Source organism: Rhizobium sp. 01N447_2, from assembly GCF_056399245.1.
In genome coordinates this window covers 17119-30664 of record NZ_JBFTQY010000075.1, presented here as the reverse complement: position 1 = coordinate 30664, position 13546 = coordinate 17119, and the positions used below count along the sequence as shown (strand labels likewise).

The window sequence follows — 13546 nt, the reverse complement described above, 5'->3', positions numbered from 1 at the left end:
TGCCTATACCAGGCGTCGCATGGGGTACGATGCCGGCCTCGACGCCGCCGGCATCCCGCCCGACACCAGGATCGTGCTCGAAGGTGACGGCACGATCGAAAGCGGGCGGCATGCGGTCGAACAGCTTTTCATGCGTGACACGCTTCCGACCGCCTTCATGTGCGTCAACGACCAGACGGCGATCGGCGTCATGATCGGGCTCGGCGCGCGGGGTTACGACATTCCACGGGATTTCTCGGTGACCGGTTTCGACGACGTGCCGCAGGCAGTCTTCATATCGCCGCCGCTGACCACGATCCGCCAGCCGAGAACGGCAATCGGCAAGCAGGCGATGGCGCTGCTGTTGGAACTCCTGTCCGATGGCCGGCCGACCGAAACGGAAATCCTGCTGAGACCGGATCTGGTGGTCCGAAACTCCGTCTCGGCGCCGTCGCGCAACTGGTTGAAACGGTAAACCGATATAGGCTGAAAGCTTCTGGCCAGCGCCCGGTCAGAAAGGGTTGCGCCGGCGGCCGATGACCGCCGGCGTGCTTTATCAGACGTAACGGTTGACGACGTTCTCCAGCAGTTCCTGCTTGCCGGATCTCGGCTGCGGGTTCACGTCGTGGCTCTCGACATAGTGAGTGATCTCATCCAGCGAATACTCGCCGCGGAAGAGCTTCTGCGCCTCGGCGGATTCCCAGCCGGCATAACGATCGACGAGCGGCTGCGACAGAGCCTTGTCCTCGATCATCTTGGCGGCGGCCTTCAGGCCGCGGGCGCAGCAATCCATGCCGCCGATATGGCCGATCAGCAGATCCGCCGGGTCGAGAGACTGACGGCGAAGCTTCGAGTCGAAGTTGGTGCCGCCGGTCTTGAAGCCGCCGCCTGCCAGAACATGGTAGTAGGCGAGCGCCATTTCGGGAACATTGTTCGGGAACTGATCGGTATCCCAGCCGGACTGGTAGTCGTTGCGGTTCATGTCGATCGAGCCGAAGATGCCGAGCGCATTGGCAAGCGCCAACTCGTGCTCGAAGGAGTGGCCGGCAAGGATCGCGTGGCCCTGCTCGATATTGAGCTTCACCTCGTTTTCAAGGCCGTGCTTCTTGAGGAAGCCATAGACGGTTGCGACGTCGTAGTCATACTGATGCTTGGTCGGCTCCTGCGGCTTCGGCTCGATCAGGATCGTGCCCTTGTAGCCGATCTTGTGCTTGTATTCGACGACGAGGTTGAGGAAGCGTCCGAGTTGGTCGAGCTCGCGGCCGATATCGGTGTTGAGCAGCGTCTCGTAACCTTCGCGGCCGCCCCAGAGCACGTAGTTTTCGCCGCCGAGCTTCTGCGTGGCATCGATGCAGGTCTTTACCGTCGCGGCTGCGAAAGCGAAGACATCGGGATCCGGATTGGTCGCAGCGCCCGACATATAGCGGCGGTGGGAGAAGAGGTTCGCCGTGCCCCAGAGCAACTTGGTGCCGGTTGCGGCCTGCTTTTCGGCGAAATAATCGACGATCTCGTTAAGGTTTTTGGTGTTCTCGGCGAAATCCTTGCCCTCAGGACGCACATCGGCGTCATGGAAGCAGTAATAGGGCGAGCCGAGCAACGAGAAGAATTCGAAGGCGACGTCGGCCTTGAGCTTGGCGGCTTTCATCGTGTCCTCGAACCAAGGGCGCAGGAAGGTCTGGCCACCGAAGGGGTCGCCGCCCGGCCAAGTGAAGGTGTGCCAGTAGGCCACCGCAAAGCGCAAATGGTCTTCCATGCGCTTGCCCATGACGATCTCGTCCGGCTGGTAGTAGCGGAAGGCCAGCGGATTGGTGCTGTCCGGGCCTTCGTATTTTACTTTCTGGATATCGCCGAAAAATCCGGTGCTCATGTTGATTCTCCTTGGGTTCGTATCTTTTCGAAGTTCTGAATCGTTGGCCTACGCCAGCGACTTTATCGCCGGGTAGAGCGCACGGTAGCGCTTGTAAGCATCCTCATAAGCGCCGCTCAGTGCGGACACCGGTTCGATCGTGCCGGCCGTTACCGGCGGCGTGCAGACGGCAATCGGATCCGCGCCCGTTGCTGCGATCAGGCCGAGGCGGGCGGCGCCGAAGGCCGCGCCGAAATCGCCGTCGGCCGGTAGGTCGACCGGAACGCCGAGCGCGGTCGCGATCGACGCCAGCCAGTAACGCGAGCGCGAACCGCCGCCGATCGCCGTGACCCGGGATATGCCGGTGCCGGCCGAGCGCAGCGCTTCGAGATTGTCGCGAATGGCGAAGGCGACGCCTTCGAGCACCGCCTGGGTGAGAACGACACGGCTGCTTTCATGTTCGAGGCCGATGAAGGCGCCGCGGATGACGGCATCATTGTGCGGCGTGCGCTCGCCGGAGAGATAAGGCAGGAAAGTGACACCGGTGGGCGCCTTCAGTGTCTCGCCGAGTTCGCCGGTGAGATCGGCGGCCGACTTGCCGGTCACACCGGAATGCCAGTTGAGCGCATCGGTGGCCGACAGGATGACACCCATCTGATGCCAGGTGTTCGGCAGCGCGTGGCAGAAGGCATGCACGGCGCTTTCCGGCTTCGGCAGATACGAGCCGTTGGCGGCAAAAAGCACGCCTGATGTGCCGAGCGAGACAAAGGCGGCGCCATCGCTGACCGTGCCCATGCCGCAGGCCGAAGCCGCATTGTCGCCGGCACCACCGGCAACGACGACATCACCTGATATGCCCCATTGCGCCGCCAGTTCGGACCGCAGCTTGCCGGCCTGCTCGGTGCCTTCGACAAGCGCCGGCATCTGCTCCTCGGAAAGCTTGGTGGCGGCGAGCAGTTCGGGGGACCAGGCGCGCTTGCCGGTGTCGAGCCAGGAGGTGCCGGCCGAATCCGACATTTCCGAGATATAGTCGCCGGTCAGCCACAGACGCAGATAGTCCTTCGGCAAGAGCACCTTGGCGATCTTGGCGAAGACATCGGGCTCATGCTTTGCAACCCAAGCGAGCTTCGGTGCCGTGAAACCGGGAAAGACGATGTTGCCGGTGAGCGCGCGAAAGCGCGGATCGGCATCGAATGCCGCGGCCTCGACGTAGCTGCGCGTGTCGTTCCAGAGGATGCAGGGGCGCAGGACCTTATCGGCAGCATCGATAAGTGTTGCGCCGTGCATCTGCCCGGAAAGGCCGATGCCCTTGACCGCAGCAAGCTCCTTCGGATGTTTTGCCTTAAGGCCGGCGACAGCCTCCTCCGTGGCGCGCACCCAGTGGGCCGGCTCCTGCTCCGACCAACCGGAATGCGGACGCGACACGTCGAGCGAACCATTGGCCGAGCCGACGATCTTCTGATCACCGTCGATCAGCATCGCCTTGACGCCGGAGGTTCCGAGATCGAGACCCAGATACATGTGGTATTTCTCCCTTTGCCGTTACGGCAGATTGTCTTTCAGGAATATGTCGAGGCGGATGCGCTCCTGCGCTTCGATGACGGCAAGCCCGTCCGCCTTGGCCTTCAGCACGCGGATGGCGCTGCGCACCTCATGGCCGGCATCCTGATTGAGGATCGCATCGATCGTATTGTCGATCAGTGCTGCGCGCGTGTGAGCGGTCAGTTCATGGGCAATCACGGTCAGCACGCGGTCGACGGCCTTCTCCTTCAGCGCCCGGATCAGGCCGCGATTGCCGGCGCCGAGGCTGTAAACGCCAACGATCCCGGCATTCCTCGAAAGCGCGTCGGCGACAAGCATATGGGCGACCTCGGGGTCGTCGCGGCCTTCGAGAACCGGCAGGATCGCCAGATCGGGAAACTCCTCGGCCATGACTGCACTAAAACCCTCCAGCCGCTCGCGATGGTCGCGCACCAGCATGGAGCCGGCGAGCACGGCGATTTCGCCCTTTCGCGGCCCGAGGAATCGTCCGAGCAGGCGGGCGGCTGTGCGGCCGGYGGCGATATTGTCGACGCCGGCATAGTGATGGCGCAGCGAGCCCGTGAGATCGGAAACCAGGGTGACGATGGGGAAGCGCTCGCGCACCAGCCTGTCGACGGCGGCGCGCACGTCAGGCGCATCGGTCGCAACCAGCGCAATGCCACACGGCTTTTCCCGGGAAAGCCCTTCAAGCACAGCGACGAGGGCTGCGGGATCGAAGGCCGGCACCTCGATGGTGCGGATATCGGTGCGTTCGGCCGACGAGCGGACGATCGCCTGGCGGATCTCCGCGCTGAGCCCGTGCATGAAGGAATTGTCGCTAGCCGGAAGGATGAAGACCAGCGGATAGGTGCGCCCCTTGGCAAGATTGGCGGCGGCGACGTCTCTGACATAACCGAGCTCGCGGATCGCGGTCTCGACCTTTTCGCGCGTGACGTGGCGCACACCGGGCCGCTGGTTGAGAACCCGGTCGACAGTCGCGAGACTGACACCGGCGGCAGCGGCGATATCGTGAACGGTTGGCCTCATCATTCCTCCTGACGAGACCATTAGCGCCAATTTTGATGTACGTAAATCAAAAAATCCAACAGGCCGGTTTCCACGTCGTTTTTCCGATCCGGCCGGCAATCATCCGACTGATGGCGTAGCGCATAACCCCGAAAATCGGAATCCATTTTCCGGGTTTATGCGCAGATTTAAAGTGTTAGAGGCCGAAATGCGGCAAACAAAAAGGCCCTCCGAAGAGGGCCTTTTCAAGGGGCGACAGGCCGGAGGTCAGTGGCCGCCACCGCCTCCCCCGCCTTGCGGCGCGGGTTTCTTGATCATGGCGACACCGAGGATCATCGCGAGGAAAAGCGCGGTCAGGATCAGGAACACGTCGCTGAAGGAAAGGATGATCGCCTGCTTGGTGGCAAGCCCGACCATCTGCTTGATCGCGACCGAGGCGCCATCCATGCCGTAGGTGTTGAAATTGGCGGCCATGTTGTTCATCTGGTCGATCGCCGCCGGATTGCCCCAGTCCATATTCTCCCGCAGCCGCTCATAATGCACGTCCTGGCGGTTGGTGAGCACGGTGTTGATGACGGCAAGGCCGACTGCGCCGCCGAGGTTTCTGGTCAGGTTGAACAGGCCGGACGCGCCGCGAATGCGCGAGGGCGGCATCGTGCCGAGCGCGATATTGTTGATCGGCACCATGCACATCATCAGCCCGAAGCCGCGCAAGATCTGCGGGATGAACAGCTCGTAGAAATCCCAATCCGCCGTCAGATGCATCATGATGAAGGTGCCGGCGGCGAAACTGACGAAGCCGATCACCATCATCAGGCGCAGGTCCATCTTGGTCGACAGCCGGCCGGCGATCGGCGCGGTGAAGAACATCGCAAGCCCGGAGACGAACATCGTCTCGCCGATCATCAGAGAATCATAGCCGCGAATGCGCCCGAGATAGACCGGGTAGATATAGGTGAGGCCGTAGAGGCCGATGCCCATAACGAAAGAAAACACCGAGCCGAAGGAGAAATTCCGGTTCGCGAAAGCCTTCAGGTCGACGACAGGGAAATCCACCGTGAAGGCGCGATAGAAGAAGACGACGGCTGCAACGCCGKAGGCAACCGCTGCGATGGTGATGGAACTGTCGTTGAACCAATCGTTCGAATTGCCCTCTTCGAGCACATATTCCAGCGCGCCGAGGAACACGCCCATCGAGATCAGCCCCCACCAGTCGAATTTCTTGAAAAGCGACAGTTCCGGCTTGTCGAAATCGATGAAGTTCCAGGTGACGATCGTGACGATGATGCCGGGAACGATATTGACGAGGAACAGCCAGTGCCAGGAGAAGGCGTGGCTGAGATAACCGCCGACGGTCGGGCCGATGGTCGGTGCCAGCGTCGCGATCAGGCCGATGATCGGCGAGACGATGCTGCGCTTCGAGGGCGGGAAGATGGTGAAGGCAGCCGCGAAGACCGACGGGATCATGCCGCCGCCGATGAAGCCCTGGATGACGCGGTAGACGATCATCTGGTCGATATTCGTCGCCGTTGCCGCAAGCGCGCTCGCCATGGTGAAGCCGGCGGCCGAGATCGCGAAGAGATAACGCGTCGAGATGATGCGCGCCAGCGTGCCGGAAAGCGGGATCATGATCACTTCGGCGATCAGATAGGACGTCTGCACCCAGCCGATCTCGTCGGTTCCGGCCGAAAGGCCGGCCTGGATCTCGGCAAGCGAGGCCGAGACGATCTGGATGTCGAGGATCGACATGAACATGCCGAGCACCATCGCGAAGAAGGCGATGAGCTTCTTCGGATCCATGCGCTCGTCGGCATGAGCAGGCGCTGCCGGAATCGTCCCCGCTGTTGCTGTCGCGCTGCCGGCCATCAGACCACCCCCGCCTTTCCTAAAGGCTTACTTGCTCGGCGCCGTACGGGTGTCGACGTCGACGACGACGCTCAGGCCCGCGCGCAGACGCCCGCTGTCGAGCGCWTCCTGCGGCAGCGCGATGCGCACCGGCACCCGCTGGATCACCTTGGTGAAATTGCCCGTGGCGTTTTCCGGCGGCAGCATCGAAAAGACCGAGCCGGAAGCCGGCGCGATCGATTCGACGGTGCCGACGATCGGATGCTCGCTATAGGCATCGACCTGGACGTTGACCTTCGAGCCCGGCACCAGATGCTGGATCTGCGTTTCCTTGAAATTGGCGTCGATGTAGAGCTGGCGCACCGGAACGAGCGCCATCAAGCGCTGGCCGGGAGAGACGAGGTCGCCTTCCTGGACGGAGCGGTTGCCGACAATGCCGTCATAAGGCGCCTTGAGCACGGTGAAAGAAAGGTCGCGGACGGCCTTGTCGCGCGAGATCTCAAGCGAACGGACGGAGCCTTCGGCTTCCTTACGCTGGGCCTGGAGAATGGTGATGTTGGCCTGCGCAGCGGTGATGTTGGCGTCGCCGCCGGCAAGATTGGCCTTGGCCTGGTCGAGGGCGATATTGGCGTTGTCGAGATCGGCGGCAGTGCCGACCGACTTCGCCTGAAGGTCGCTCTGGCGCTTCTGGGTGATCTCGGCACCGCGAACGGCCGCTTCGAGTGCCACCTTCTGCGCCTGCGCCTGCACGAGGCTCGCATTCGCGCCTTCGATCTGCGCGTCGATACGCTGCAGCGAAAGCTGTTCGGTGACGATCTGGGCCTGGGCCAAGTCGAGGGCGTTCTGATAGTCGCCGTTATCAAGCGTGGCAAGCACGTCGCCCGCTTTGACTTCCTGGTTGGCGACAACGTTCACCTTCGCGACGTAGCCCGTGACCTTCGGCGAAATCGTTGCGATATCGCCTTCGATATAGGCGTCGTCGGTCGACACCATGAAGCGGCCGTTCGTCCACCATTCGTAACCATACCAGCCGCCGCCCGCGAGAAGGGCGAGCACGACGATCGGCAGCACCGGGCTGCGGCGCTTCTTCGCAGCCGCGGGTGCGGCGACCGAAGCCGGCGCCGACTGCGCGGGGACAGACGGCACTTCGCGGGCTTCCGCCATCGGAGCCTCTGCAACGGTCGCGACCTCGGCCTGCGCCTCTTCGGTCCCGGCGTTTTCGCTGACGATCCGCGCGACGTTGCTCTTCTGGTTGCTCGACATGGCCACTTTACCGATCTTGGAGTAAATAATCGAACTGAACGGTTCGGTTCAGTTGACTTAAACCTGTTTTATCGTCATATCAAGATGTATAGAACCAATCGGTTCGATTTCTTTAAAGAAAATGCGAAACCGTCAACACGGTTAAGAGGACATGACGCTGAAACCCGACCACGCTGCCGTATTCAGTCCTCCCGCTGCCGGAGGCCGATTTGCCGCAGGCGAAGATCCGGCCAAGCGCCAGCAGATTCTCGCCGGCGCCAAGCGTGTCTTCATGAAGATGGGTTTTGACGCCGCCAGCATGAACGACGTGACCCGCGAGGCCGGAGTCTCCAAGGGAACGCTCTACGTCTATTTCACCAACAAGGAAGAACTGTTTTCGGCGATGATCGAGACCGAGCGCGCCGCCTTCGTGGCGGCAGTGCGCACGGCGCTTGCCGAACATGACGATCCCGAAGCCGGCCTGTACGAATTCGGGATAAGCTTCGTCACCCATATGACCGATGAGAAGGTCATCAACGCGATGCGCACCGTTCTCGGCGTTCGCGACCGTATGCCGGTGCTCTGTCAACGCTTCTTCAAGGGCCCGGAAAACCTGCGCACCATCATGCGCGACTTCCTGGAACGGCACATCGCCGAAGGCGCACTTGAGATCGACGACATCGATCTCGCTGCCGGCCAGTTCCTCGATCTCGCCAGCGGTAGTTTCTTCAAGCTCCGCCTTTTCGGAAGCATGGAAGAGCCGCCGCCGCGCGACGAAATCGAGCGCGTCATCCGCGGCGCGATCCGGGTCTTCATGGCCGCCTACGGCGCGCGCCGGCACGAGACCGCCTGACCGCACCCTTGACCGTCGCGCTCCATCGGCCAAAATCCCGCAATAGCGATCAAATCCGGCTGCCGGCCTTCCTCTAAGGAAGAAGCTGCAACCAGGAGAATGAGGATGAGCGCCGTCGGACGGGCGATCTGGTTCATCGAGAGCCATTTCGAAAGCGATATATCGCTGGAAGAGATATCGGAAGCAGCCGGATTGTCGCGCTACCATCTGTCGCGCAWCTTCGGGCTCGTCACCGGTCACTCGATCAGCGGCTATATAAGAGGGCGGCGCCTCAGCCGCGCCGTGCCCGCGTTACTCGGCAGCTCATCCACCATTCTCGAGGTTGCGCTTTGCGCGGGCTACGGCTCGCACGAGGCCTTCACCCGTGCCTTCCGCGACCAGTTCGGCATGACGCCGGATGCGGTGCGCAGACAGGGGCACGCCCGTAACCTTGTCTTGCTGGAGCCGATCAGAATGGACCCTGCCCACCACAACGACCTCGAACCGCCCCGCTTCGAAACCCTTCAGCCGATGCTCTTTGCCGGTCTGCAGGAGATTTACCCCTATGGCGGCAACGCCGCCATTCCCTCTCTCTGGCAGAAATTCAATGCCCATTTCGGACATATCTCCGGTCAGAAAAGCAATGTCGCCTACGGCATCTGTACGCATATCGACGGCGAAGCGGAGAAATTCCGCTATATGGCCGCGGTCGAGATCTCCGATGCCGACGATCTGCCGGCGGATTTTGCAACGCTCAAGCTTCCAGGCCAGCGCTACGTCGTCTTTGCCCATCGCGGCCACGTCTCCGGCATTCCGGCGACGATGAACAGGATTTTTGGCGCATGGTGGCCAACCTCGGGCCTGGAGCACGGCGAGACGCCCGACATGTTCGAACGCTACGACGAGCGCTTCGACCCCTATACCGGCATGGGCGTCACCGAAATCTGGTTGCCGATCAGAGCATGATGCCAAGTGCGAGCGGTTTTCGGACGACATCATGCTCTAACTCTTTGATTGAGAACAGGATTCAAATTTAAGGCCGACCCCGGCCTTAAATCATCCTGTTCTAGGGAATAAAAGTCACATCGGTTTCGTATACCCCCTTGCGGCGCTTGCCTGGCAGGCCGGCGACATTACATTGCGAGCGTCATTCACGCATGTGACGCAAAAGGGATATATGCTGATGCAGGAAATCATGACGCTCATTCAGGATCCGGCCGCCTGGGTGGCGCTCATCACGCTGGTGGTGATGGAAGTCGTTCTCGGGATCGACAACCTGATCTTCATTTCCATTCTCACCAACAAACTGCCGCCCGAGCACCGGGAGAAGGCCCGCAAGATCGGCATCGGTCTTGCGCTCGTCATGCGTCTCGCCCTGCTCGGCACCATCGCCTGGATCGTGCAGCTGACCGAACCGCTGTTTGAAGCCTTCGGCCACGGCTTCTCCTGGAAGGATCTGATCCTGATTGCCGGTGGTCTGTTCCTCGTCTGGAAGGCCACCAAGGAAATCCACCACAGCGTCGATCCGGAAGATCACGGCGAGGACTTCATCGCAAGTTCGGCCACGACAGGCTTTGCATCGGCCATCGGCCAGATCCTGCTGCTCGACCTCGTCTTCTCCGTCGACAGCATCATCACTGCCGTCGGCATGACGCCGCATCTGCCGATCATGGTGGTCGCCGTCGTCGCCGCCGTCACCGTCATGCTTGTTGCAGCGACCCCGCTTGCCAACTTCATCGAGAGGAACCCGACGATCGTCATGCTGGCGCTCGCTTTCCTGCTGATGATCGGCACGACGCTGATCGCCGAAGGCATGGGCTTCCATGTGCCGAAGGGCTACGTCTACGCCGCCATGGCCTTCTCGGCGCTGGTCGAGGTGCTGAACATGTTCGCGCGCAACGCCCGCAAGCGAAAACGCGACGCCGCGCATTGAGGCTTGGGCAGGAGGGCGCGGCGGAACTGGCGCGCCCTCACGCATTGCCATCAGGCCGTTCCTGGCGTGTTTTTCTTGACGCGCCCGGTTGAATATGGCCTAAGGCCAGCCGAACGGACGATCGGCGGATAGTGCGGGCGCATGCCCTTTTTCCGGCCGGTTTGCCGATGAAGCTATCTGCATCCTTCCGGCCGTACGTCGCTTTCCCATGAAAGCCGTCCGGCATTCATTGACGGGCACACACAATGACAGTTTCCGGGACAGCTACCGGCGTCCGCGTCCGCATCGCTCCCTCGCCGACCGGCGAGCCGCATGTCGGCACCGCTTACATCGCTCTTTTCAACTACCTTTTCGCCAAGAAGCATGGCGGCGAGTTCATCCTGCGCATCGAGGATACCGATGCGACGCGCTCGACCCCGGAATTCGAAACGAAGGTGTTGGACGCCCTGAAATGGTGCGGGCTGGAATGGAAGGAAGGCCCTGATATCGGCGGCCCCTACGGCCCCTATCGCCAGTCCGACCGCAAGGAAATGTACCAGCCTTACGGGCAGGAATTGCTGGACAAGGGCCATGCCTTCCGCTGTTTCTGCACACCCGCGCGGCTGGAGCAGATGCGCGAAACCCAGCGCGCCGCCGGCAAGCCGCCGAAGTACGATGGTCTCTGCCTCAACCTCACGGCCGAGGAAGTCACCTCGCGTATGGCCGCCGGCGAGACGACCGTCATCCGCATGAAGATTCCGGCCGAAGGCTCATGCGACTTCACGGACGGCGTCTACGGCGATGTCTCCATTCCGTGGGATTCGGTCGACATGCAGGTGCTCGTCAAGGCCGACGGCATGCCGACCTATCATATGGCCAATGTCATCGACGACCATTTGATGAAGATCACCCATGTGGCGCGCGGCGAGGAATGGCTGGCTTCGGTGCCGAAGCACATCCTGCTTTATCGCTATTTCGACTGGGATCAGCCGGTCTTCATGCATCTGTCGCTGATGCGCAATGCCGACAAGTCGAAGCTGTCGAAGCGCAAGAACCCGACCTCGATCTCCTATTACTCCGCGCTCGGCTATATCCCGGAAGCGCTGATGAACTTCCTCGGCCTGTTCTTCATCCAGATCGCCGAGGGCGAAGAGCTCCTTGGTATGGACGAGCTCTCCGAGAAGTTCGACCCGGCAAACCTCTCCAAGGCCGGTGCGATCTTTGACATTCAGAAGCTCGACTGGCTGAACGGCCGCTGGATCCGCGAGAAGCTTTCCGAGGAGGAATTCCAGGGGCGTGTGCTGAGTTGGGCGATGGAAAACGACCGTCTCAAGGAAGGTCTGCGCCTGTCGCAGACGCGCATTTCCAAGCTCGGAGAACTGCCCGATCTTGCCGGCTTCCTGCTGAAGTCCGATCTCGGCCTGCAGCCTTCCGACTTCGCCAAGATTAAGTCGCCGCCGGAAGAGATCCTGGAGATCCTCAACACCGTTCAGCCGGATCTCGAAAAGATCCTGGAATGGAATGTCGAGACGATCGAGGCGGAGCTGCGCGCGATCGCCGACCGCATGGGCAAGAAGCTGAAGGTCGTGGTCTCGCCGCTCTTCGTCGCCGTGTCCGGCTCGTCGCGCTCGCTGCCACTCTTCGATTCCATGGCGATCCTCGGCCGCTCGGTCGTGCGTCAGCGCCTGAAGCTCGCCTCGCAGGCGGTCGCCGCCCTCGTCGGCTCGAAATGACAGCGAAAGCCCCTCCCCACAAGGGGGAGGGTTAGCGCGGAGCCATTCGCGACGCTTCGAGCCAACGGAAACGTTGATTTAGAATTCATGCCGCATCGATGAGGCAAAAGACATGAACGACAAGACTGAAAACACCCTTTCCTCCGACGCGACGGAAGTGCGCGCCCAGAAGCTGAAGCTGCTGCGCGAGCAGATCGGCGAGGTCTATCCGGCGCATTTCCACCGCACGATGACCAATGCCGAGCTCATCGCGAAATATGAGAACCTGGAACCTGACGTCGAGACGCAGGATGTCGTCACCGTCGCCGGCCGCGTATACTCGTCGCGCAACTCCGGCATGTTCATGGACATCCACGATGCCGGCGGTAAGATCCAGATTTTCAGTCACAAGGACACGACCCCGGAAGAAGCTCGCGCCCTGCTGCCGATGATCGACATCGGCGACATCATCGGCGTCACCGGTATCGTGCGCCGCACCAAGCGCGGCGAGCTGACGATCAACGCACAGACGATCACCATGCTGACGAAGTCGCTGCTGCCGATGCCGGAAAAGTGGCACGGCCTCTCCGACATCGAGTTGCGCTATCGCAAGCGCCATCTCGACATCATGACCAACGAGGATTCGAAGCTCCGCTTCCAGCAGCGCTCGAAGATCCTCTCCGGCATCCGCCGCTTCATGGAAAATGACGGCTTCATGGAAGTCGAGACGCCGATGCTGCATTCGGTCTATGGCGGCGCCACCGCCGAGCCGTTCAAGACGCATCACAACACGCTGAAGCTCGACATGTACCTGCGCATCGCGCCGGAACTGTTCCTCAAGCGCACGCTGGTCTCGGGGCTGACCGACAAGGTCTTCGAGATCAACCGGAACTTCCGCAACGAAGGCGTCTCCACCCGGCACAATCCCGAATTCACCATGATGGAGTGTTACTGGGCCTATGCCGATTACGAGGACATCATGGACCTCGTCGAGCGGCTGTTCGAGAGCTTGGCGCTCTCCATTCACGGTGCGACGGAATTCCCCTTCGGCGACAAGACCATGTCCTTCAAGGGTCCGTTCAAGCGCGTTCCGATGCCCGATGCCGTCAAGGAAGCGACCGGCATCGACTTCCTCGCCATCAAGACCGATGAAGAGGCGCGTGCCGCCGCCAAGGCTGCCGGCTTTGCGGTCGAGAAGGATTGGACCTGGGGCGAATGCCTCGCCTTCATCTTCGAGGAAAAGGTCGAATCCACGCTGATCCAGCCGTCGCATGTCACGCATTTCCCGAAGGACATTTCGCCCTTCGCCAAGGAAGTGCCGGGCGAGCCGCGCCTGGTCGAGCGTTTCGAGACCTATTGCAACGCCTGGGAACTCGGCAACGCCTTCTCGGAGCTGAACGATCCCGAGGAGCAGCGTCGCCGCATGGTCGAGCAGCTCGAACAGGCGCATGCCCGCGGCGAAAAGGAAAAACAGCTGGACGAGGAATTCCTCGACGCCATCGACCAGGGCATGCCGCCGGCAGGTGGCCTTGGCATCGGCGTCGACCGCCTCATCATGCTTCTGACCAATGCGCCGTCGATCCGCGACGTCATCCTCTTTCCGGCCCGCCGCAGCAAGGCCGACTGACAGG

Annotated in this window: 11 protein-coding genes; 6 read left to right on the top strand and 5 right to left on the bottom strand. The window is 61.5% G+C overall.

Translation table 11 applies throughout. The features are described 5' to 3' along the window. Positions 1 to 454: LacI family DNA-binding transcriptional regulator (locus AC1ECN_RS31985; RefSeq protein ID WP_477955211.1), on the top strand; the 454-nt coding region annotated here is incomplete at its 5' end. 81 nt (positions 455 to 535) lie between these two features. Here AC1ECN_RS31985 and xylA read toward each other — a convergent pair. The 5 genes from xylA to AC1ECN_RS31960 all read right to left on the bottom strand — a co-directional run bounded on the left by xylA (position 536) and on the right by AC1ECN_RS31960 (position 7480). Beyond that, positions 536 to 1846, bottom strand: coding sequence for a xylose isomerase (gene xylA / locus AC1ECN_RS31980; protein WP_130673120.1), 1311 nt, complete (start codon positions 1844 to 1846; stop codon positions 536 to 538). 48 nt (positions 1847 to 1894) lie between these two features. Continuing rightward, positions 1895 to 3346 (bottom strand): xylulokinase, encoded by a 1452-nt coding sequence (gene xylB, locus AC1ECN_RS31975; protein ID WP_130673121.1) that lies wholly within the window; start codon positions 3344 to 3346, stop codon positions 1895 to 1897. A 21-nt stretch (positions 3347 to 3367) separates the two neighbouring features. Next, the gene (locus AC1ECN_RS31970) at positions 3368 to 4393 is read right to left on the bottom strand and encodes a LacI family DNA-binding transcriptional regulator (protein ID WP_477955210.1); all 1026 of its coding nucleotides are present in this window, start codon (positions 4391 to 4393) and stop codon (positions 3368 to 3370) included. Positions 4394 to 4639: 246 nt separating this feature from the next. Then, positions 4640 to 6238, bottom strand: coding sequence for a DHA2 family efflux MFS transporter permease subunit (locus AC1ECN_RS31965; protein WP_477955208.1), 1599 nt, complete (start codon positions 6236 to 6238; stop codon positions 4640 to 4642). Between the two features lie 27 nt (positions 6239 to 6265). After that, entirely contained in the window at positions 6266 to 7480 is a 1215-nt protein-coding gene (locus AC1ECN_RS31960) for an HlyD family secretion protein (RefSeq protein ID WP_477955207.1), read from the bottom strand. Positions 7481 to 7631: 151 nt separating this feature from the next. Between AC1ECN_RS31960 and AC1ECN_RS31955 the strand changes: the two genes are divergently transcribed. The 5 genes from AC1ECN_RS31955 (at position 7632) to lysS (ending at position 13542) form a co-directional block, all read left to right on the top strand. Beyond that, the gene (locus AC1ECN_RS31955; RefSeq protein WP_018072719.1) at positions 7632 to 8312 is read left to right on the top strand and encodes a TetR/AcrR family transcriptional regulator; all 681 of its coding nucleotides are present in this window, start codon (positions 7632 to 7634) and stop codon (positions 8310 to 8312) included. A gap of 105 nt (positions 8313 to 8417) precedes the next feature. Then, positions 8418 to 9257 carry an AraC family transcriptional regulator gene (locus tag AC1ECN_RS31950; protein ID WP_477955204.1) on the top strand — a complete coding sequence of 280 codons (840 nt, stop codon included), beginning with the start codon at positions 8418 to 8420 and terminating at the stop codon, positions 9255 to 9257. A gap of 217 nt (positions 9258 to 9474) precedes the next feature. Continuing rightward, positions 9475 to 10224, top strand: a complete 750-nt coding sequence (locus AC1ECN_RS31945; RefSeq protein WP_018072717.1) for a TerC family protein — start codon at positions 9475 to 9477, stop codon at positions 10222 to 10224. Between the two features lie 245 nt (positions 10225 to 10469). Continuing rightward, positions 10470 to 11936: a glutamate--tRNA ligase gene (gene gltX, locus AC1ECN_RS31940; protein ID WP_024322925.1), complete on the top strand. Its 1467-nt coding sequence runs from the start codon at positions 10470 to 10472 to the stop codon at positions 11934 to 11936. A 112-nt stretch (positions 11937 to 12048) separates the two neighbouring features. Continuing rightward, positions 12049 to 13542, top strand: coding sequence for a lysine--tRNA ligase (lysS, locus tag AC1ECN_RS31935; RefSeq protein ID WP_024322926.1), 1494 nt, complete (start codon positions 12049 to 12051; stop codon positions 13540 to 13542). Positions 13543 to 13546 lie beyond the last annotated feature (4 nt).